Source organism: Serratia silvae (assembly GCF_023282985.1).
Lineage (GTDB): Bacteria > Pseudomonadota > Gammaproteobacteria > Enterobacterales > Enterobacteriaceae > Chania > Chania silvae.
Genome location: NZ_JAGQDC010000005.1, coordinates 169,022 through 190,509 on the forward strand (window position 1 = coordinate 169,022; position 21,488 = coordinate 190,509).

The 21,488-nt window shown below is 53.8% G+C and carries 15 protein-coding genes and 1 pseudogene; 11 read left to right on the top strand and 5 right to left on the bottom strand.

Annotation, left to right across the window (positions count from 1 at the left end):
• Positions 1-352 precede the first annotated feature (352 nt).
• Genes KAJ71_RS08835 through KAJ71_RS23430 form a run of 4 tightly spaced genes read left to right on the top strand, consistent with a single transcriptional unit; the run spans position 353 to position 2,886 of the window.
• Complete coding sequence (locus KAJ71_RS08835; RefSeq protein WP_248945375.1) at positions 353-661, top strand: PAAR domain-containing protein; 309 nt, start codon at positions 353-355, stop codon at positions 659-661.
• Positions 661-2,241, top strand: a complete 1,581-nt coding sequence (locus tag KAJ71_RS08840) for a T6SS phospholipase effector Tle1-like catalytic domain-containing protein (RefSeq protein WP_248945376.1) — start codon at positions 661-663, stop codon at positions 2,239-2,241. The genes KAJ71_RS08835 and KAJ71_RS08840 overlap by 1 nt, the downstream gene beginning before the upstream one ends.
• Positions 2,238-2,573, top strand: a complete 336-nt coding sequence (locus KAJ71_RS23425; RefSeq protein ID WP_283106686.1) for a DUF2931 family protein — start codon at positions 2,238-2,240, stop codon at positions 2,571-2,573. The genes KAJ71_RS08840 and KAJ71_RS23425 overlap by 4 nt, the downstream gene beginning before the upstream one ends.
• Before the next feature lie 37 nt (positions 2,574-2,610).
• Entirely contained in the window at positions 2,611-2,886 is a 276-nt protein-coding gene (locus KAJ71_RS23430) for a DUF2931 family protein (protein ID WP_283106687.1), read from the top strand.
• An 831-nt stretch (positions 2,887-3,717) separates the two neighbouring features.
• Here the strand turns inward: KAJ71_RS23430 and KAJ71_RS08850 are convergent.
• Positions 3,718-4,074 carry a nuclear transport factor 2 family protein gene (locus tag KAJ71_RS08850; RefSeq protein ID WP_283106688.1) on the bottom strand — a complete coding sequence of 119 codons (357 nt, stop codon included), beginning with the start codon at positions 4,072-4,074 and terminating at the stop codon, positions 3,718-3,720.
• 103 nt (positions 4,075-4,177) lie between these two features.
• The gene (locus KAJ71_RS08855) at positions 4,178-5,944 is read right to left on the bottom strand and encodes a sigma 54-interacting transcriptional regulator (protein WP_248945377.1); all 1,767 of its coding nucleotides are present in this window, start codon (positions 5,942-5,944) and stop codon (positions 4,178-4,180) included.
• A gap of 487 nt (positions 5,945-6,431) precedes the next feature.
• On the opposite strand from KAJ71_RS08855, the gene ygeW reads away from it, so the two are divergent.
• From ygeW to arcC, 5 genes are all read left to right on the top strand, one after another.
• Positions 6,432-7,619, top strand: coding sequence for a knotted carbamoyltransferase YgeW (gene ygeW, locus KAJ71_RS08860; RefSeq protein WP_248945378.1), 1,188 nt, complete (start codon positions 6,432-6,434; stop codon positions 7,617-7,619).
• 63 nt (positions 7,620-7,682) lie between these two features.
• On the top strand, positions 7,683-8,882 hold the full coding sequence (gene dpaL, locus KAJ71_RS08865) for a diaminopropionate ammonia-lyase (RefSeq protein WP_248945379.1): 1,200 nt from the start codon (positions 7,683-7,685) through the stop codon (positions 8,880-8,882).
• A gap of 57 nt (positions 8,883-8,939) precedes the next feature.
• Positions 8,940-10,151: a YgeY family selenium metabolism-linked hydrolase gene (locus tag KAJ71_RS08870; protein WP_248945380.1), complete on the top strand. Its 1,212-nt coding sequence runs from the start codon at positions 8,940-8,942 to the stop codon at positions 10,149-10,151.
• Between the two features lie 49 nt (positions 10,152-10,200).
• The gene (gene hydA / locus KAJ71_RS08875; protein ID WP_248945381.1) at positions 10,201-11,607 is read left to right on the top strand and encodes a dihydropyrimidinase; all 1,407 of its coding nucleotides are present in this window, start codon (positions 10,201-10,203) and stop codon (positions 11,605-11,607) included.
• A 12-nt stretch (positions 11,608-11,619) separates the two neighbouring features.
• Positions 11,620-12,552 carry a carbamate kinase gene (gene arcC / locus KAJ71_RS08880; protein ID WP_248945382.1) on the top strand — a complete coding sequence of 311 codons (933 nt, stop codon included), beginning with the start codon at positions 11,620-11,622 and terminating at the stop codon, positions 12,550-12,552.
• A 150-nt stretch (positions 12,553-12,702) separates the two neighbouring features.
• On the opposite strand, the pseudogene KAJ71_RS08885 reads toward arcC, so the two are convergent.
• Positions 12,703-13,479: pseudogene (locus KAJ71_RS08885) on the bottom strand (XdhC family protein); the annotation flags it as partial.
• Positions 13,480-14,041: 562 nt separating this feature from the next.
• On the opposite strand from KAJ71_RS08885, the gene ygfK reads away from it, so the two are divergent.
• Both ygfK and ssnA read left to right on the top strand, forming a co-directional pair.
• Entirely contained in the window at positions 14,042-17,146 is a 3,105-nt protein-coding gene (gene ygfK / locus KAJ71_RS08890) for a putative selenate reductase subunit YgfK (RefSeq protein ID WP_248945383.1), read from the top strand.
• A 2-nt stretch (positions 17,147-17,148) separates the two neighbouring features.
• Positions 17,149-18,477, top strand: coding sequence for a putative aminohydrolase SsnA (ssnA, locus tag KAJ71_RS08895; RefSeq protein ID WP_248945465.1), 1,329 nt, complete (start codon positions 17,149-17,151; stop codon positions 18,475-18,477).
• Between the two features lie 131 nt (positions 18,478-18,608).
• Here the strand turns inward: ssnA and KAJ71_RS08900 are convergent, their stop codons facing one another.
• A complete protein-coding gene (locus KAJ71_RS08900; protein WP_248945384.1) occupies positions 18,609-19,085 on the bottom strand; it encodes a 4Fe-4S dicluster domain-containing protein in 477 nt (158 codons plus the stop codon).
• Entirely contained in the window at positions 19,082-21,022 is a 1,941-nt protein-coding gene (ygfT, locus tag KAJ71_RS08905) for a formate-dependent uric acid utilization protein YgfT (protein WP_248945385.1), read from the bottom strand. The genes KAJ71_RS08900 and ygfT overlap by 4 nt, the downstream gene beginning before the upstream one ends.
• Between the last annotated feature and the right edge of the window lie 466 nt (positions 21,023-21,488).

A 21,488-nucleotide genomic window follows, 5' to 3' on the forward strand; every position in this document is an offset into this window, starting at 1 on the left:
ACGCCGCTATCTAAGGGGCAGTGCCGGCGAAAGAGACAGCAGCAGAATAGCAACACCCAGTATGCCAGGACGAAAAAGCTGGCGGCTTATCACCAGTTGGTATAGCTCAGTGAAAACCCGATTGATCTCCCTGTAAGAACCCGTGTGAGGCAGGCCGATGATACGCGCATTGGTGCCAATTTCGTGATGTTGACGTTTAACCCGATGGTGTCTCCTTGCTTCTTCAGGCTGCTCAATTTTTGACAGTTTGTCGTAGAGCGTTTAGTCTGGTTCCGGATACAACTCTTAATAAAACATGGAGTAATGTCATGGAAGAGGATGACAAAGAGGCTCGCAGGATATGAGCCGAGGAATGAACTACCAGGGGATATCGGTCATTTGCCAGGGCGATACGACCACCACAGGAGGGCGGGTACTGGAGGGAGTTCTGGGAAATCATTACACGTGTGATGGTATTCCTGTCGCGCTGAAAGGGCATAAGGTTTCGTGTCCGGCTTGCGGGAAAATCGGGGTTATTGCAGAAGGGGAAGTAATTATGGTGTACCAACGGCACTTGACGGCCATCGTGTGGCGTGCGGTTGTCCGGCTGGTAGCCATCGTCTTGTTGCGAGCAGTCAACCGCTCTCGGTTGCCCCATCCATATCTCCGCGCTCAATGCTGATGAATAGCGGACAGGCAGCCGAGCCAGCACAGAATGCCCAGAGCGCGAAGAAACAGGCAGCAGAGCCAGAGCAGCACGCGCAGGTGGCCAAAAAGGAAAGACAGACGCGTGAAATTACCCTGACCATCGGGGTGTTTTTCGACGGCACCGGCAATAATGCGGATAATACTACAGCCAGCCTTGATGCCTGCTCCGGAGAGCATTTTGGGATGAACAATGCTGATGCTCAGTCAGCTTATTTCCAGTGTGTTCAGCTAAAAAGCGGACACAGCGGCTTCGCGGCAGGCAGTCATCTCGGTTATTACACCAATGTGCACTGGCTCAATACGCTGTACTCTACCAACCTTCCTGTTGATAGTGAGCAGGGACAGAACGCAATTTATATCGAGGGGATTGGTACGGAAAGCGGGGAAGGCGACAGTGCATACGGGATGGGCACCGGCCGGGGTAACTCCGGCGTGGTGAGTAAAACCGACAAGGCAGTGAGGGCACTGGTTGCCGCCATCAAAGACTATTTAACCAATCCATCCGGAACAGATATCGGCATCGTCAGGGAATTACAGTTTGATATTTTCGGTTTCAGCCGGGGAGCGGCGGCGGCACGGCATTTTGCCAACCGGGTATTCAGTCAGGATCAGGCGATTATCGCTGCCATCAAGGCTGGTCTGGGAAGTATTGAGTTCTCAGGCACGCCCGGCGGTAAAACCCGTTTTCTGGGGATATTTGATACGGTGGCGGGCATCGGTACGCCGGTCAACGGGTTCAATCCGCACAGCGCCGATACGGGCGAGGTGAATATTGTGCTGCGTCCGGGGGTGGCCGAGAAGGTTTTTCATATCACCGCACAGCACGAATGCCGGTTTAACTTTGCATTGAACAGCGTGAAGCCTGCATGGCCGGAACTGGCTTTGCCCGGTGCGCACTCTGACATTGGTGGCGGTTACAACCCTGACGAGTACGAAGCTTATTTCATTACCCGTCCGCAGTTTGAAACCGTACCCTTTTCCACACCTGATACGAAAACGCGGGTTTATATGCAGGCCTGTGAGCAACTCAGTGCGATGGATACCTGGCCAGCGATTGGCCCTTTATTGCAGGCATTGGAGATTAACATTGATACCTGGCACGACGAGCGGATGCCAGCCGATCGCTACGGCATGCCGCAAAAACGCAGCGGGGCGGCAGCGGTCATTGAGCGCCCGACGCGCAACGACTGGTCGAAGGTGGTGCTGCGGGTAATGATCGATGCGGCACAGGATGCAGGCGTGGTATTTGATTCTATTGATGACAGTGTTCCAGACTTTTCATTGCCACTAGAACTAAACTGCCTGTGCGAAACGGCGATTGCGATGGGCCGCGCGGTACGGAATGGGGCATCTGCTCCCGGATTCACTAGTCAGGAAATCGAAATGCTGACAGAGAAATATATCCATTGTTCAGCCAACTGGAACAGCGTGGTCAGAGACGGTGAGGGAATGATAGCTGGGGCCGTCAAACCGGCGAAGCTGGTGACCTTTACCAACCGTCCGGACGAACGCTGGCAGCGAACGGTTTACAATATGGATGGAAATAAAATATGAAAATAACCCGTCTGGCGGGGCTTCTTCCGGTACTACTGCTGACTGCGTGCCACGGTGCGGGCCAGCCCGAGGCTCTTGTCCAATACGATGTGCCCACTGAATGGAAATTTAATTTCTTCACGCCTCAGGCTCTGCCTGCAATGGTGACTTTTGTCGCTATCCTTGATGCTGGCGGTACGGATTATCGGTTTAATACTCTCGACAGCACGAAGGCGCTGTATGGTGTTGTCGGCGAGTGGAATGATCGCGCACGTGCGCTCAACGGGCACTGGAATCACGTTAAGCAGCCCCCCAGGCATATTCTTTTTTGCTGGGACTCAGTGATACTATGAAACTCGGCTGACCTTGTCTGACGACGTTGTGGAGAAAATGCGCAAACCCAGCGTATATAAGGATTATCAGGGTAATGTCGGGTATTACGACAATATACAAATTGGTTTGGCGCCAGGAGGTAAGGTTGCTGTCTGGTTACGAGGTATCGGTAGTCAGCCTAATTATCGCGTGACGCCATCAGTCTTAAAGACCGTGTCCGGGGATAAATTAGAGCTTTGCAAAGGAATAACTAAACATCCCAATGGGTATAAATATTACGGAGATACTCCTGAATTTATCAAAGGGAAAACCTATCCCTACGGTAATTGGTAGCAGACACCGTTTGGCGGGGCTCCTTCCGGTACTGGTGCTGATGGCGTGCCACGGTCCGGGCCAGCCTGAGGCTTCTGTCCAAAACGATGTGCCCACTGAGTGGAAATTTAATTTTTTCACGCATCAGGCGCTGCCTGCAATGGTGACTTTTGTCGCTATCACGAAAAGGAAATCTCATGGTACATGATTAAGGGCTGAAAGAAATATGTGCCACACGTTATGTAGAAAAACCGCCTGCAAAAATAAAATCTGGCAGGCGGTTATTTTACATGACGTTATTATACGCATCATCTAGACGTCAATATATTCCCCGTAGCGGCCTTTTTAGCATAACGCCATTGTACGAACCACTAACTGTCTGCCCATCTTCCGTGAATTTTTATTATGTTCCTGTGTTTGGATGCTTGTTGGAAGTAGGTCGGATGCAAGTAAATCTCATGGCACGCGATCAAGGGCTGGAAGAAATCTTACGGGAAGATCTTGAAGCTCTATTGATGGGATGCTGACAGTTACTACAAATGAAGAACAAGCTTTGTCGGTTGTATCAGCGGATTCCCTTGGATGAGATTTGGTACTGAAAAGTCAGGTAAGAGCATGAGGTTGGCTGGCCAAGTGACTTTTTGACCATGGATAAGGACAGTACCAGAGAGTCAGATTCCTCGTATCGTCATCTTGGTGCGCATAATGTATATTATGTTAAATTGCATCAGCGGTTACGTACCGGGTTATTCCGCTCTAGGTTTACCTCACCTCACCTTCACGCTTTGTCAGCTTGGTTTTCTAGACGTTGGTTCATGAGTGGCAATTGTTCGAGTTGATATTCAGTCGGTTTCAATCCTCGATCTGTGTTCCTTGATGAAAACGCATCTGCCAATGGCCTCCGTTCTCTTGTGACGATTGCAACCAGATCGAAGAACGATCGGCATGGCGAACAATGCTGCCATCGGCATCACGTTGAAAAATTTTATATCTCAACAATACGGCACCATCGGTAATCGTCACCAGTTTGAACTCTTCGGCAAAAATCTGTGACTGGCCGCTTTCCAACTTTAGCGCCGCAATGGTTTGCTGTCTGTCATAGTGCTGCCCGGAACAGTCGATCTCTTCAAAATCGTCATGCAGTAATTCTCCGGAGTTGAATCTCCAGTGTGATTGGATCACTGGCAAAAGCTGTGCAATATCGTTCAAAACGCCCTCCTTTTTTGATCGCGCTACGTGAAATCTGAGAACTAATGGCTGTCATTACCCAACAGATTTCACCAGCGGTAGCAATATGCTGACGGTATTACACTCATGCCAGCTCGTATTTTTTTATCTTCCGGTATAGCGTCGCAATGCCTATCCCCAACTCATCTGCCGCCTGTTTTTTATTGCTGTAGCGCGAAAGTGCACCGTGGATCATCTGCCTCTCCATCTCCTCCAGCGCAGTGACGCTCTCTTCCTGATATTCCGCTGTGGCAGTCGTCCGGGACGGGGAAAGCCCGATCACCTCATTGCTGCTGACCAGATTGGGTGGCAACAGCGACATATCGATGATTTCACCTGACGGTACCACGTTGACCAGGTACTCCATTAGGTTGCTTAACTCACGAATGTTGCCGGGCCAGCGGTAGCGTCTCAGAAAATCAATCACCTCTATGGCGACGCCGGGATAGACCAGATCGAGCCGACGGGTATGCAGATGCAGGAAGTAGTGAATCAGCATCTCGATATCCTCTTGTCGCTCGCGCAACGGCGGCAGACGCAGCGGGATAACGTTGAGGCGATAGAAAAGGTCTTCGCGGAATTTACCCTCGGCAATACACTGCTCCAGGTTCTGATTGGTGGCGGAGATAATACGAATATTCACCGGCACCGGATGACTAGCTCCTACTGGTTGGATTTCACGCGACTCAATGGCCCGCAACAACTTGGCTTGCAGAGTGAGCGGCATATCACCAATTTCGTCAAGAAATAGCGTCCCGTTATTGGCCGCCTGAATCAGTCCCGTTTTTCCGTTAGCCGATGCGCCGGTAAATGCGCCTTTTACGTAACCGAACAGTTCGCTCTCCAGCAGCTGATCCGGAATGGCGGCACAGTTGATGGCGATAAAGGGTTTTGCCTGGCGTTCACTGAGCTTGTGGATCGCCCGGGCAACTACCTCTTTCCCGGTTCCACTCTCACCGAAAAGCATTACACTGGAAGGGCTCGGCGCAACGCGGCTAATCAGCTTTTTCAGCTGACGCATTGGACGGCACTCCCCGATCATGGCTTCGATCTGAGGTCCCTCCTGCACGCTGCTGAAGTTGGCTGAAGAGTGGGACTGGTGGAAGGCCATCAGGAACAGCCACTGATCCTGTACCGCGTGCAGCTGACCAATAATTAATTCCTTACGATCGTCAAAGGAGATAATGTGCTGCATATGACCGTGCTTGAGATTACTCTTAAAGGTCAGGGGCTGAAAATAGAGCATTTTACCAATCAGGCTTTCTGGATTGGCGCCCATTATTTTCAGCGCCATCCTGTTCGCGAATTTTACTTTCTGATCGTTGCCCACTACCAGAACGCCCTGGTCCATATTTTCAATCATGGTCAAAAAAATCTTCTGGATATTTTCACCAGCGGCTTGATCCTGCAAAAAACGAGAAACAAATATGGTTGAGACATGGCGAACATAATCAGAAAACTCCTGGATATTCGCATTAATGCGCTCCTGCTGCTCGCGGGTCAGCGCTACCAGACTAATAACGCCGACGCACTGGTCATGATATATCACCGGAGTGCCCAGGAAGGCTTTCTCCTCGCATTTATCTTTATTGCTACAATCTTTACACAGGGGATCAAATCGGGAATGGGTAACGACCTTCTCGGCCTTGGTCTCAATAATGTGGCGAAGAAGTTGCGAATTTTCATTCAATCTATGACCAATTTTTTTGCCGAATACCCCGGTTCCGGCAACCCGATATAATGCGTTATCGACTATCTCAACTTCCAGTTGCAGCACGCTGGAAAGCATCCTGGCAAACTTTTGAATCGTAGGCTGAATTTGCATCAAAATGGAGGGGGTTGACGGTCTCATATATCGCCCTTTTAATCTTGGTCACCTGAAACATAACCGTGCGAGATGATTATATTTTATGTTTGTAGAATGATACTACTCCCTTCCCCTATTCTCGTTGATGTAGATAGTATTCCTTACCCTTTCTTATCTAAAATATGCAATGGCTATCACAATTTTATATCATTATGATAAATTCAATGCACCATTTATCATAATGGCGAGCAATGATCGCGATAGTACGACTATTTCCTGTGGCAAAAGTTAACGACTTACCCAAGTTTATCCTTTGACAAAGATGTCTATTGAAGAAACTCCCACCAACCTGATTAACTTCGTGACAGACTTCGCATAATTGCCCTAATTCAATCCCCCCGCGGGTTCCGCAGCGGGATTTGGCACGCTTATTGTTAGTGATAATACAGCGCTGGCAGTCGCTAATTCGGCAATTTTGCATATCCGACCGCACAGCAATCATTAAGCCGTCATTCACGACCAGGATTGAAACATGAAAACTGTTAACGAACTGATTAAGGATATCAACAAACTCAACTCTCACCTCAGCGAGAAAGACTTTCTGCTGACCTGGGAACAGTCGCCGGATGAACTGAAGCAGGTGCTGGATGTCGCTGCCGCGCTTAAGACGCTGCGCTCAGAAAATATTGCCACCAAAGTGTTTAACAGCGGGCTGGGGATCTCCGTGTTCCGCGATAACTCTACCCGCACCCGCTTCTCTTATGCCTCCGCGCTGAACTTGTTAGGCCTGGCGCAGCAGGATCTGGATGAGGGTAAATCGCAGATTGCTCACGGCGAAACCGTACGAGAAACCGCCAATATGATCTCCTTCTGCGCCGATGCTATCGGCATCCGCGATGACATGTTCCTGGGGGCGGGCAACGCCTACATGCGCGAAGTGGGCGAGGCACTGGACGACGGCCACAAACAGGGCGTACTGCCGCAGCGTCCGGCGCTGATTAACCTGCAGTGTGATATCGACCACCCCACCCAGTCAATGGCTGACCTGGCCTGGCTGCGCGAGCACTTTGGTTCGCTGGAAAATCTGAAGGGCAAGAAGATCGCCATGACCTGGGCCTACTCGCCAAGCTACGGCAAGCCGCTTTCCGTACCGCAGGGCATTATCGGTCTGATGACCCGCTTCGGTATGGACGTCACCCTTGCCCATCCGGAAGGCTACGACCTGATCCCGGACGTTATCAAAGTGGCGAAAAATAACGCTAAGGCCTCCGGCGGCAGTTTCCGTCAGGTGACAGACATGAAAGAGGCGTTCGAAGACGCCGATATCGTCTATCCCAAGTCCTGGGCCCCGTACAAAGTGATGGAAAAACGCACCGAGCTGTTGCGTGCGAACGATCACGACGGCCTGAAGGCGTTGGAGAAAGCCTGTCTGGAACAGAACGCCAAACATAAAGACTGGCACTGCACCGAAGAGATGATGAAGCATACCCACGACGGCGAAGCGCTGTACATGCACTGCCTACCTGCGGACATCACCGGCGTCTCCTGTAAAGAAGGTGAAGTGACCGAAGGCGTTTTCGAGAAATACCGTATCCCAACCTACAAAGAAGCGAGCTGGAAGCCGTATATCATCGCCGCGATGATCATGTGCCGCAAATATGCCAATCCGGGCCAGGTGCTGGATCAGCTGCTTAAGGAAGCGCAGAAACGCATTAAATAACCTCCTCCGGCTGGCCTGCGGGCCAGCTCCACTATTTTTGCCATTGAAGGATAAGGATCGAGTATGTCTGCTTTCTCACTGAAAATGGATATTGCTGAAAACCGTTTTTTTAACGGGGAGACTTCAACGCTGTTTTCCCGCCAGCAGGCGCAGCAGGCACGCCGCTTTCATCAAAAAATGACCGGCTACAAGCCCACGCCGCTGGTTCCCTTGAACGAACTCGCTGCCCTGTTTGGCGTGAAGAAAATTCTGGTTAAAGACGAATCCCAGCGCTTTGGCCTTAACGCCTTCAAAATGCTGGGCGGCTCTTACGCCATCGCCCGACTGCTCTGTGAAAAATACCATTCAGATATCAACGAACTCTCCTTTGAAAAGTTGAAATCAAGCATCAAGGAGAAGATGACCTTCGCCACCACCACCGATGGCAACCATGGCCGTGGCGTGGCCTGGGCGGCGCAGCAACTGGGACAGAACGCCGTTATCTATATGCCGAAAGGGTCGGCTCAGGAGCGCGTTGACGCCATTCTCCGCCTCGGGGCCGAGTGCATCGTCACCGACATGAACTACGACGACACCGTGCGTTTCACCATGCAGACCGCGCTGAAAAACGGTTGGGAAGTTGTTCAGGACACGGCCTGGGAAGGCTACACCAAAATCCCAACCTGGATTATGCAGGGCTACGCCACACTCGCCGATGAGGCCGTGGAACAGATCGCTTCCATGGGTATCTCAAGGCCGACGCACGTGCTGCTGCAGGGGGGCGTGGGTGCGATGGCGGGCGGCGTGCTGGGCTACTTGACTGACGTTTACGGCGCGAAAAACCTGCATTCCATTATCGTCGAGCCGGCACTGGCGGACTGCCTCTATCGCTCGGGCGTAAAAGGACAGATTGTTAATGTCGGCGGCGACATGGCCACTATTATGGCGGGTCTTGCCTGCGGCGAGCCGAATCCCCTGGGTTGGGAAGTACTACGCAACTGCGCCACCCAGTTTGTTTCTTGCCAAGACGCCGTCGCTGCCTTGGGAATGCGGGTGCTGGGTAATCCGTTCGGTTGCGACTCGCGCATTATTTCCGGCGAGTCCGGTGCCGTCGGCGTCGGACTGCTTGCCGCCGTCCACTTTAATCCGCAGCGCGAGGTGCTGATGCACCAGCTGAAACTGGACAGCAACTCCGTGGTACTGGTGATCAGTACCGAAGGTGACACCGACGTTAAGCACTATCGCGAAGTGGTCTGGGAAGGCAAACATCCGGCAGTGCAATGACCGGCTTACTAAATTCCTCCCGTCAGGCGGGTATGTTAAGAACAGGAGAACAGATTCATGGCTAAGCAAATTCCGTTCAAAGAGATTGTTAAAAAAGCAAACCAGTATGAAAAAGAGATGACCCGCTTCCTGCGCGATATGATCGCCATTCCTAGCGAAAGTTGCGACGAGAAGCGCGTGGTGCACCGTATCAAGGAAGAAATGGAAAAAGTCGGCTTCGATAAAGTTGAAATCGACCCGATGGGTAACGTGCTGGGCTATATCGGCCACGGCCCGCGCTTGATAGCAATGGATGCGCATATCGACACCGTCGGCGTGGGCAACATGAAAAACTGGAGTTTCGACCCATACGAAGGTATGGAAACCGATGAGCTGATCGGCGGGCGCGGCGCGTCTGACCAGGAAGGCGGTATGGCGTCCATGGTATATGCAGGCAAAATCATCAAGGACCTGGGTCTGGAAGATGAATACACCTTGCTGGTAACGGGTACCGTACAAGAAGAGGATTGCGACGGTCTGTGCTGGCAATACATCATCGAACAGTCCGGCATCCGTCCAGAGTTTGTAGTCAGTACCGAACCGACCGACTGCCAGATCTATCGCGGTCAACGCGGCCGTATGGAGATCCGCGTTGAGGTACAAGGCGTGAGCTGCCACGGCTCCGCACCGGAGCGTGGCGACAACGCCATTTTCAAAATGGCACCGGTGCTAACCGAGCTGGAGCAATTGTCCCATACGCTGGGCAACGACGAGTTCCTCGGCAAAGGTACCCTCACCGTATCTGAAATTTTCTTCACTTCCCCGAGCCGCTGTGCGGTCGCGGATAGCTGCGCCGTCTCTATTGACCGCCGTCTGACCTGGGGCGAAACCTGGGAAGGTGCGCTGGAAGAGATCCGCGCCCTACCTGCGGTGATGAAAGCCAAAGCCGTGGTCTCCATGTACAACTATGAGCGTCCGTCCTGGACTGGCTTGGTTTATCCGACGGAGTGCTTCTTCCCTACCTGGAAAGTGGAAGAGAATCACTTCACCGTTCGTGCTCTGAGCAATGCCTATGAAGGCCTGTTCGGTAAAGCACCGGTAGTTGATAAGTGGACTTTCTCTACCAACGGCGTTTCCATTATGGGCCGTCACGGTATTCCGGTTATCGGGTTTGGCCCAGGTAAAGAACCTGAAGCCCACGCGCCGAACGAGAAAACCTGGAAATCACATCTGGTAACCTGCGCCGCGATGTATGCCGCCATCCCGCTTAGCTGGCTGGCAACGGAGTAACTGCTTGCCCTGTTTCCCGTCGCACCTGCGGCGGGATTTTGAGGTTTCTATGCGCCTACTGATCAAAAATGGCCTTGTCGTCAACGCCGACGGACAGGTGAAGCAGGATCTGTTGATCGAAGATGGTCTCGTCAAGCGCCTTGCCGACTCGATTGAGGCACAACACCCCTGCGAAATCATTGACGCTGAAGGCTGCTACGTAATGCCAGGCGGCGTCGATGTTCACACCCACTTCAATATTGATGTGGGTCTCGCCCGTAGCTGCGATGACTTCTTTACAGGCACCCGGGCGGCTGCCTGTGGCGGCACCACCACCATCGTCGACCATATGGGATTCGGGCCAGCGGGATGTCATCTGCGCCATCAGTTTGACGTTTATCGCGGCTACGCGGCCTACAAAGCAGTGATCGACTACAGCTTTCACGGCGTCATCCAGCACGTAACCCCCGGCATGCTGGATGAAATTCCGATGATGGTGGAAGCCGGCATCAGCAGCTTCAAGCTCTATCTGACCTACCAGTACAGGCTTAACGATGATGAAGTGCTGCAGGCGATGCGCCACCTGCATCGCGCCGGGGCTCTGACTACCGTCCATCCGGAAAACGATGCCGCTATCGCCCAGCGCCGGACAGCGTTTATCAACGCCGGCAAGACTGCGCCGCGCTATCATGCCCTGAGCCGTCCGCTGGAGTGCGAGGCTGAGGCCATCGCCAGAATGATAAACCTCGCCCAGTTGGCTGGAAACGCACCGCTCTATATCGTGCATCTCTCCAACGGCCTCGGACTGGACTACCTGCGCCTCGCCAGAGCACGCAACCAACCGGTATGGGTAGAAACTTGCCCACAGTATCTGCTGCTCGACGATCGCTGCTATGAACGCGAAGACGCCCTGAACTATCTCCTCAGCCCGCCGCTGCGCAACGCCAGCAATAACGACGCTCTGTGGTGCGGTATTAACGACGGTTCGATAGATACGGTGGCAACAGACCACTGTACCTTCTCGTCGGTTCAGCGGCATCAGATCTCTGGGGGCGACTTCAGCCGCTGCCCGAACGGTCTTCCGGGGGTCGAAAACCGGTTGCTTCTGTTGTTCTCCCACGGGGTGATGACCAGGCGTATTTCGCCAGAACACTTTGTGGCTCTGACCAGTGCCAATCCGGCCAAGCTTTTTGGCCTGTGGCCGAAGAAAGGTCTGCTGGCTCCCGGCGCCGATGGTGACGTGGTGATTATCGATCCTCAACGCACGACCACTATCCGTCACGAGATGCTGCACGACAACGCCGACTATTCGCCTTATGAAGGCTTTATTTGCCAAGGCGCTATTCGCCAGACGATCTCCCGAGGCCGGGTCATTTTTGACAACGGTATCTTTACCGGTAGTGCCGGGCAAGGCCGCTTCTTACACCGTAACCGATTTTCCGCCGATCATCTTGCTGTTTGCGAACCAAAGACTTAATGAGAGGAATCTATGAGTAAAAAAATTGTTCTCGCCCTCGGTGGGAATGCTCTGGGCGAGGATCTCGCCGGACAGATGCAGGCCGTTAAGCAGACGTCTCAGGCAATCGTTGATCTCATTGCTCAGGGCCATCAGGTTGTGGTTACCCACGGAAACGGCCCGCAGGTGGGAATGATCAACCTCGCCTTTGAGGCGGCCGCGAAAACCGCAGCCCATACCCCGATGCTGCCAATGTCAGTCTGCGTGGCGCTGAGCCAGGGCTATATAGGCTACGACCTGCAGAACGCCCTGCGCGAAGAGCTACTGTCGCGCAAACTGGATATTCCGGTGGCAACCCTGATTACCCAGGTGGAAGTGGATGCAAACGACGAAGCCTTCCGCAATCCGACCAAGCCTATTGGTTCATTCTTTACTAAAGATGAAGCCGAACAGCTGACCAAAAACGGCTACACCATGAAAGAGGATGCCGGGCGTGGCTATCGCCGTGTAGTCGCCTCGCCGAAACCGGTAGACATTATCGAAAAAGAAACGGTGAAAGCGATGATTGACGCCCGTCACGTGGTGATTACCGTGGGCGGCGGTGGTATTCCGGTGATACGTGAAGGGAATCACCTACGCGGCGCCAGCGCGGTGATTGATAAAGACTGGGCTAGCGCGAAGCTGGCAGAGATGATCGACGCCGATGTGCTGATCATTCTCACAGCTGTAGAAAAAGTGGCCATCAACTTCGGCAAACCCAACGAACAGTGGCTGGATAAACTCTCCCTGAGCGATGCCGAACGCTTTATCGAAGAGGGCCATTTTGCCAAAGGTTCGATGCTGCCGAAAGTCGAGGCAGCCACCTCCTTTGCCCGCTCCCGTCCAGGGCGCAAGGCGTTTATCACCGTGCTCAGCAAGGCCAAAGAGGGTATTGAAGGGAAAACTGGCACCGTTATTAGCCAGTAAACCAGAAGCAAGCCTCTCTACCGAATGACTGACGCTTCTGGCAAAACCAGTTCATTTTATAGTACAACTTCTGAGTTTCTCTACGGGGCCTCCTCAGGCCCCAACCTCTTTCGCGCCGCAGGTCTGCGGCGCGGCACTTTTAATCTGAGTCATTAGCCCGCCCGGCGCTCCGTTTTTGACCTGCAGGATCTCCGCCAGTACGCTGATGGCAATCTCATTTGGCGTTTCGGCTCCAATATCGTACCCGATAGGCGCCCGCAGGCGGTTAATGTCTGGCTCCGGCACGCCGTTTTCCCGCATCTGACGCAAAAAGGCCTGCACTTTACGACGGCTGGCCAGCAGGCCAAGCCAGGCAACAGGCCGGATAATAAGCCGGTCCAGGGCTTCCCTGTCCTGGTTATTGGTGGCTATCAGCACGAAGTCTTCAGGCCTGATTGCCATTGCATCAATCACCGCTGAGAAGCTGGGCGCATGCAGCAGGCGGGCCGATGTGGGGAAAAACTCCGGGTTGAGGCTCTCGGGATAGATATCGCCCACGCAGATATCAAATTCCAGCAGCGAGGCGCCGTGGGCGATTGAACGGTTAACGTGTCCTGCGCCAATCAGCACCAGCCGGGGCCGCAGGCCGTGGACGCTGATATACACAGACATCGCCCCGCCGCAGTCAGAGCCCACCGCATCGCTGCCACTGCGCGCCATGCGGCCATGAAATATTCTCGACGCTTTCTCTTGCAAAGCTGCAAGCGCTTCGGCAATGACTTTACGCTCAACCATACCACCACCGATGGTACCCACAATCGAGCCGTCGTCGCGAATCAGCATCCGGGCAGAATGCCTGGGAGTCGAGCCCCGGCTGTCGACGATCTGCGCCAAGGCAAAAGGACGGTTTTGTTCTTCAAGTCGTGCTGCTTGTGCGAAAATATTCATATCAACCTCAATGGATATTTCTGTTGCTGATCTATCTTCACTATCTGCGACGCTCCCGAGATTTCTCAGTTTGAGAGGTAAGCACCTGCTGCATAACACCCGGTGAATAGACCGTCACAGTGACCTATTCAGATGATGCAATATCTATGCTGACCGTCAGCTTTTCATCGAAAAACGTGAGCCTGGTCATTTTGATGGCCGAAATAATGCTGGAATTGAGATGCCGCACTTATTATTTCATGCACAACAGCGCCAAAATTCGAAATGTGTTCACGGCCTGTTGTAATAAAATTCAGAGCGTCACCATAAATTATCATAGTGATATTTTATCTGTATTTTTGAGAAATAATCTCGAGTGAGAAAATGAAGTGATTTTAATTCTCATTAACCCACTGTGAAATAATTCACACTCTGACGTTTAGTTTCGACATACCTCACAAATTCATTATCCCCAGAGTCGTTATCTGAATAACTGGTGTGATTGTTGCTCTTCCTCTGTTACCCGTCGGGATGATTACAAACCGGCAATGTCGATCTTACAATTATATTTAAGGAGAGGGTTATGGGAGATATAATGCGTCCCGTGCCGTTTGAGGAACTTTTGACGCGCATTTTCGATGAATATCAGACTCAGCGGTCTATTTTTGGCATTCCTGAACAGCAGTTCTACTCGCCGCAAGCGCAGCGCCAGCTCAACGTGTTTGGCGAAGGCTGTGCAACGCCTCTCGGCCCAGCTGCCGGGCCGCACACTCAACTGGCACAGAACATCATTACCGCCTGGCTCACTGGCGGGCGGTTTATCGAACTGAAAACCGTGCAAATCCTTGACCGACTGGAGCTCGAAAAGCCCTGTATCGATGCAGAAGATGAGTGCTTTAACACCGAGTGGTCTACCGAATTCACCCTGAAAAAAGCCTGTGATGAGTACCTGAAAGCTTGGTTCGCGCTACATCTGCTGGAGCAAGTTTTCCCCCTGACGCCGGTTAAAGACGGCAAGTCATTTATTTTCAACATGAGCGTCGGCTACAACCTTGACGGCATAAAACAGCTGCCGATGCAGGAATTTATCGATAACATGATAGATGCTTCCGCTCATCCTAAATTCGCCCAGTACCGCGACACGCTGAACCGCTGGCTGCATAACAACGCGTTTATTGAGCGCCTGCCGCAGATCGCCCGCAAAGCCGGGCTGGATACCCTGGCGCAGCGCATCCCCGCCACGCTGGTTCAAGGGGTTACCCTCTCCACTATGCACGGTTGCCCGCCGGATGAGATAGAAGCCATCTGCCGTTACATGCTGGAAGAGAAAAATATCAACACTTTCGTGAAGCTGAACCCGACCCTGCTCGGTTATCCGCGCGTGCGGGAAATTCTCGATACCTGCGGCTTCGATTATATCGGCCTCAGTGAAGAGTCTTTTGAACATGACCTCAAGATCGATCAGGCTCTGGAGATGCTGACCCGCCTGATGGCGCTGGCGAAAAAGCGCAAATTGGGCTTTGGCGTCAAGCTAACCAACACTCTGGGCACCATTAACAATAAGGGCGCGCTGCCCGGGGATGAGATGTATATGTCCGGACGAGCGCTGTTCCCGCTGTCAATCAACGTTGCCGCCTTGCTCTCGCGGGCGTTTGACGGCAAGCTGCCTATATCCTACTCAGGCGGCGCTAGCCAGCTCAACATTCGCGACATTTTCGAAACAGGCATTCGCCCGATCACCATGGCTACTGACCTGCTGAAACCGGGGGGCTATCTGCGCCTGACCGAGTGTATGCGCGAGCTGGAGAAAGCCGACGGCTGGAATATGACTCAGGTCGACGTCGAGCGTCTGAACGCGCTGGCGAAAAAAGCGGTGAGCATGGACTACACCCAGAAGCACTGGAAGTCGGAAGACCGAATTGATACCGGTGAGCCTCTGCCGCTGCTCGACTGCTATGTGGCCCCCTGCGTGACCGCCTGCGCCATCAAGCAGGATATTCCAGAGTATATTCGTCTGCTGGGCGAACATCGCTACGCAGACGCGCTAGAACTTATCTATCAACGCAACGCCCTGCCAGCCATTACCGGCCATATCTGCGATCACCAGTGCCAGTTCAACTGTACCCGCCTGGATTACGACAGTGCCCTCAACATTCGCGAACTGAAAAAAGTTGCGCTGGAAAAAGGTTGGGAAGAGTACCACAAGCGGTGGCATAAACCGGCGGGTTCCGGCTCCATGCACCCGGTGGCGGTGATTGGCGCAGGCCCTGCCGGCCTTGCCGCAGGCTACTTCCTCGCTCGTGCCGGGCATCCGGTAACGGTGTTTGAGCGTGAAGCCAACGCGGGCGGCGTGGTTCAGAACATTATTCCGCAGTTCCGCATTCCCGGTGAGCTCATCCAGCATGATATCGACTTTGTAGTCGATCACGGCGTGAAGATTGAATATGGCTGCGATCCGCATCTGACCGTGGAAAAATTACAGGCGGAAGGTTTCCGCTACGTGCTGGTCGGCACCGGTACCGATAAGAACAGTGGCGTGGAGCTGCGGGGCGATAACCAGAACGTGCATAAATCCCTGCAGTTCCTGCGCGAGTTTAACTGTGGCGATAGGTTGGATATGGGTAAACACGTGGCCGTGGTCGGCGCAGGAAACACCGCCATGGACTGCGCTCGTGCTGCGCTGCGGGTGCCGGGCGTGCAAAGCGCCACTATCGTCTATCGTCGCTCTCAGCAAGAGATGCCAGCTTGGCGCGAAGAGTATTTAGAGGCTCTGCACGATGGTGTCAACTTCGAGTGGTTGTGCAATCCGGAGCAGTTTAACGCTGACGGTACTCTCGTCGTGCGCGTGATGAAGCTGGGGGAACCCGATGAAAAAGGCCGTCGACGCCCGCTCGAAACTAATGAAAGCCGAATTCTAAAGGTTGACTCCTTGATTACCGCAATCGGTGAGCAGCAGGACTGCGAGGCGCTGTCGGCAATGGGTATTCCGCTCGATACCCAGGGGTGGCCTGTGGTCAACGCCGAAGGTGAGACCAGTAGGCCGAACGTGTTCCTGATTGGCGACGTTCAGCGCGGCCCTTCCTCTATCGTGGCCGCTATCGGCAATGCTCGTCGGGCAACAGACGTGATTCTGGCACGGGAAAATATCGCCAGCCGCTACGGGGACAAGTTCTGGAACAACGTCAACCCGGCGGACGTTTACAAGCGTAAAGGCACAATCGCCATCGCCCAGGTTGATAAAGACGATCGTGAAGCCTTCGTTGAACAGGAGGCCAACCGCTGTCTGGAATGTAACTACGTCTGCAGTAAGTGCGTCGATGTCTGTCCGAACCGCGCCAATATTTCCGTGGCCGTACCTGGCTTCCAGAACCGCTTCCAGACACTGCATCTGGACGCTTACTGCAACGAATGCGGTAACTGCGCCCAGTTCTGCCCATGGCAGGGTAGACCGTACAAAGACAAAATCACCGTTTTCAGCCTGGAGCAGGATTTCGTCAACAGCACTAACCCCGGCTTCTTTATCGAGGGCGGCCGCGTCCAGGTGCGCCAGGACGACAAAACGTGGCAGCTTGAAATTAGTGACAGCGGCCAGTTCAAAGAGGTTCCACCGCAGCTGGATGCCATGTGCCGCATCATCAGCCATATTCATCAGCACCAAAGTTATCTGTTGGGAGGCGTTGAAGTATGAGTATCCTGATTCTGAAGAATGCCACCGCCGCGCAGCTCCATCCTGCGAAAGTGTGGGAGAATGTCGATATTGCCGTTGAGAATGATAGCATTCTCAACGTCGGCCCGGGGCTGAGCCAGCGCTATCCGCAGGCGCAGGTCAAAGAGATGCATGGTCGGCTGGTGATGCCCGGCATGGTCTGCTCCCACAACCACTTTTATTCGGGCCTGTCCCGTGGCATCCAGGCGAATATCGCCCCCAGCCCGGACTTTATCTCAACGCTGAAAAACCTCTGGTGGCGCCTTGACCGGGCGCTGGATGAAGAGTCGCTTTACTACAGCGGCCTGATCTGCGCCATGGAGGCCGTGCGTAGCGGTTGTACGGCAGTTATCGATCATCATGCGTCGCCCAACTACATCGCTGGTTCTCTGAGCCAACTGCGCAAGGCCTTTAACAAGGTTGGCCTGCGTGGGATGACCTGCTTCGAAACCACCGACCGTAATTTCGGCAACCGCGAGCTGCGCGACAGCGTCGAGGAGAATATCCGCTTTGCCAAAGAGATAGACGCCGCGCGTCAGAAGGGCGATCAACCTTACCTGGTGGAAGCCCATATTGGTGCCCACGCGCCGTTCACTGTGCCTGACGAAGGTCTGATGATGTTGAGCGAGGCACTGAAAGTGACCGGCCGCGGCCTGCATATCCACGCAGCGGAAGACAGCTACGACGTCTCCCACAGCCACCAACACTATGGTAAAGATCTGCTGGTGCGGCTGGCGGAATTCGGCCTCATCAATAGCAAAACGCTCATAGCCCATGGCCTATACATCTCTGATGCCGACGTCGAGCTACTCAACGCCCAGGACGGCTTCCTGGTGCACAACGCCCGCTCCAACATGAACAACCATGTCGGCTACAACCATCGACTGCCGCAAATCCGCAACCTGGCGCTGGGTACCGACGGCATTGGTTCCGACATGTTTGAGGAGATGAAGTTTGCTTTCTTCAAACACCGTGATGCTGGCGGCCCGCTGTGGCCAGACAGCTTTGCGAAGGCGTTAACCAACGGCAACGAGCTGTTGAAGCGTAGCTTCAACGCCCGCTTCGGCCGGCTTGAAGCGGGATATAAAGCGGACCTGACCATCTGCGATTACTTGCCGCCGACACCGCTGATCGCTGAAAACATCGCCGGCCATATCGCCTTCGGCCTGAGTTCAAACTGCGTTCATAGCGTAATGGTGAACGGGGTGATGATCTATGAGGATCGCCAGTTCAGTTTCGACTGCGAGCCCATTTTCAAAGCCGCGCAGAAGGTGGCGAAAAAAATGTGGGAGAGAATGGATGCCCTGCCCTGACGGCTAGCGTAAGCCAGTGACCCAGCCCGGCCAGATTTGGCCGGGCTTTTTGCTGTTTGAGGTGCAGTTTGCCGTGTGACACAATTTACAACAATGGACGGGGGCAGGCGTGATGCCGTCGGGTAGGAAGATTAAAGCGTAAGCAGCGCGGCCGTGGCAATATTGCGCTGCTTTTGCAGATCGTTTAGCTGCTTTTCGGTCATTTTACTCAACGCTGCCGTCGGGCAAACGTCAACGCAGGCTGGCCCACGATCTCTGTCGCCGCAGAGATCGCACTTGATGATAACCGGTGGCTGCCCTGCATTTACCTCAATGGCGATTGCGCCAAACGGACAGGCGACTGCACAGCTCTGGCAACCGATGCAGCGTGCAGCATCGGCCTCGATCCGTTCTGCGCCCATGCTGAGTGCTCCGGTTGGACAGGCGCCTACACAGGGTGCGTTTTCACACTGATGACACATGACCGGCACGCTGAGGTTATCGAGGCGCATCACCTTCAGGCGGGGATTAAACTCTGCACCCGGGGTCACATGCTCTAGTGCACAGGCCACCTCACAGGTCCTACAGCCGATGCAGGACTGTGGACTGGCGACGATAAAACTGGTCATATCCCCTCCTTCTCCCTGAACTGGGTCAACATCTCACTGGCCGCCTGACGCCCCGCCACCATGGCGGTCACCACCAGGTCGGCACCGGTGACGGCATCACCCCCAGCATAGATTTTGTCGTTGCTAGTCTGGGTGGTTCCGCGCCCTTTGCCGCCAGTGAGGATCTGTCCCCAACGGTCCAGCTTAATACCGTGACCGTGCAGCCACGGCATTTCGTGGGCCTGAAAACCAAAAGCCATAATCAACACGTCGGCCTGCAGCTCAAACTCGGAGTTCGCTATCGGCTGCGGCCTACGACGGCCATCCGGGCCCGGCTCGCCCATCTTCGTGCGGATCATTCCCACTGCGCTGACCTGTCCCTTGCGGGTATGCTGAATGTATTGCGGCTGAACGTTGAACTCAAAGTTAACGCCCTCTTCCCGGGCATTCACCACCTCTTTTTTCGAACCCGGCATACTCAGTTCATCGCGGCGGTAGGCGCAGGTCACGCTCTCAGCCCCGCGGCGAACAGCGGTGCGCAGACAGTCCATCGCCGTGTCACCGCCGCCAAGCACCACGATGCGCTTGCCCTTGATATCGGTCAGCGGATACTCGGCGCTCTCTTCAAGCCCCATCACCTCGCGGGTGCTGGCAATCAGGAACGGCAGGGCCTGAATCACACCCTGGGCATCTTCTCCCTCCAGACCTGCTGCCATCAGGCCGTAGGTGCCGACGCCGAGGAACACGGCGTCGTAGCCTTCCACCAGGTCATTAAAAGCCACGTCGCGGCCAATCTCCTGACTGAGGTGGAAATGGATGCCCATGTTGCTGAAAATTTCGCGCCGAACCTCAAGCACGTTTTTATCCAGCTTGAATGGCGGAATACCGAAGGTCAGCAGGCCACCGATCTCCGGATGGCGGTCGAAGACGTCAACGTGTACGCCTGCACGGGCCAGAATATCGGCACAGCCAAGACCTGCAGGCCCGGCGCCGATCACCGCTACCCGCTCCTGGCGCGGGGTAACTTCGCCAAGAGTAGGACGCCAGCCCATTGCCAGCGCGGTATCGGTGATGTAACGCTCAAGGTTGCCGATGGCCACCGAGCCGCCCTCCCCCTTCAGTGTGCAGGCGCCCTCGCAGAGCCGATCCTGAGGGCAGACGCGGCCGCAGATCTCCGGCAGGGAACTGCTTTGGTGGCACAGTTCTGCCGCCTCGATAATTTTGCCCTCGTTCACCAGGCGGATAAAATCTGGAATAGCGTTATGCAGCGGGCAGGTCCAGTTACACCACGCTTTCTGCGCGCAATTGAGGCAACGATGGCTCTCATATTCAGCATCGCATTCGCTCAGCGACTGGTAGATTTCGTCGAAATGGTGCCTGCGGGCGTCGGCAGGAACTTTTTTTGCTCCGACGCGGGGCGGTTTGTCGAGAATCGCTTTGCGCCGCGCACCGCGAACAGCGTCCATCGGTTGTCCCATGGCAGAGCGGATCTGCCGCTCCTTGCGCAGCTGGTTGATGCTGGCCTCATCCATCAGGCGCAGCGCCTGGGTCGGACAGCTGGCCACGCACGCCTGCTGCCCAGATGGATGCTGGCTACAGAGGTCGCATTTCTGCGCCAGCTGAGGAGCATCATCATCGTTTGCAACCATCTCAATGGCGCCAAAGGGACAGGCGACGACGCAGTTTTTGCACCCGATGCACAACGCCTCTTTAAACTGAACGCTGTCGTTAGCAAATTGCAGCGCCTGGGTCGGGCAGGAGCTGACGCAGGGGGCATCGTTGCAGTGGTGACAGGTGGTAGCGCTGCTGACGTTACGGTGAAAGAATACGTGAATGCGCGGGAGAAAGTCACTACGCTTCTGGGGCCAGCTGTCCTGGTGATGTGAGGTAACACAGGCTATTTCACAGGCGTGGCAGGCAATACAGTTCGCGGCATCGGCAATGATAAATTTATTCATGTGCTTCCCTTTATTATTCTAAAAATCACCCAGGACTGCGATGCAATAATCATGCGATTTTTATTGTTTTATTGATTCTGTAGTGATTTTTGCGAGTCATCTCAAAAAAAACGCCATTGTGTCAGATCTGATTTAATATAAATGAAATCCATTTAATGCTAATTGATTTTCATTCAAGGTATCACTCTGTTGAGGATCAAATGCACACCGAGTTATACCAAAATGAGATTCACTCCATCTCAATATGATATCTCTCATTTATTATCGGCCGGGTTTTTTCTGCGAGTCCATGACTCGTGGACATTATATTCTTTATCACGTGATTTATTTCACAATATTACCCTTCAATAGCTAGTGTGTTTGTTTTTTGGCACATCTTACGCATATCACTCACTGTGCGCGCAAAATGCTGGTGATCGCATCAGCTCAGGGAGGCTGCGGCCTTCGAATCGTAACTTCGGCTCTG

Excerpts from the sequence above, each read along its gene's own strand:
- KAJ71_RS08835 (WP_248945375.1), top strand. The coding sequence starts at position 353 with ATGAACTACCAGGGGATATCGGTCATTTGCCAGGGCGATACGACCACC.
- KAJ71_RS08840 (WP_248945376.1), top strand. The coding sequence starts at position 661 with ATGAATAGCGGACAGGCAGCCGAGCCAGCACAGAATGCCCAGAGCGCG.
- KAJ71_RS23425 (WP_283106686.1), top strand. The coding sequence starts at position 2,238 with ATGAAAATAACCCGTCTGGCGGGGCTTCTTCCGGTACTACTGCTGACT.
- KAJ71_RS23430 (WP_283106687.1), top strand. The coding sequence starts at position 2,611 with ATGCGCAAACCCAGCGTATATAAGGATTATCAGGGTAATGTCGGGTAT.
- KAJ71_RS08855 (WP_248945377.1), bottom strand. The coding sequence starts at position 5,944 with ATGAGACCGTCAACCCCCTCCATTTTGATGCAAATTCAGCCTACGATT.
- ygeW (WP_248945378.1), top strand. The coding sequence starts at position 6,432 with ATGAAAACTGTTAACGAACTGATTAAGGATATCAACAAACTCAACTCT.
- dpaL (WP_248945379.1), top strand. The coding sequence starts at position 7,683 with ATGTCTGCTTTCTCACTGAAAATGGATATTGCTGAAAACCGTTTTTTT.
- KAJ71_RS08870 (WP_248945380.1), top strand. The coding sequence starts at position 8,940 with ATGGCTAAGCAAATTCCGTTCAAAGAGATTGTTAAAAAAGCAAACCAG.
- hydA (WP_248945381.1), top strand. The coding sequence starts at position 10,201 with ATGCGCCTACTGATCAAAAATGGCCTTGTCGTCAACGCCGACGGACAG.
- arcC (WP_248945382.1), top strand. The coding sequence starts at position 11,620 with ATGAGTAAAAAAATTGTTCTCGCCCTCGGTGGGAATGCTCTGGGCGAG.
- ygfK (WP_248945383.1), top strand. The coding sequence starts at position 14,042 with ATGGGAGATATAATGCGTCCCGTGCCGTTTGAGGAACTTTTGACGCGC.
- KAJ71_RS08900 (WP_248945384.1), bottom strand. The coding sequence starts at position 19,085 with ATGACCAGTTTTATCGTCGCCAGTCCACAGTCCTGCATCGGCTGTAGG.
- ygfT (WP_248945385.1), bottom strand. The coding sequence starts at position 21,022 with ATGAATAAATTTATCATTGCCGATGCCGCGAACTGTATTGCCTGCCAC.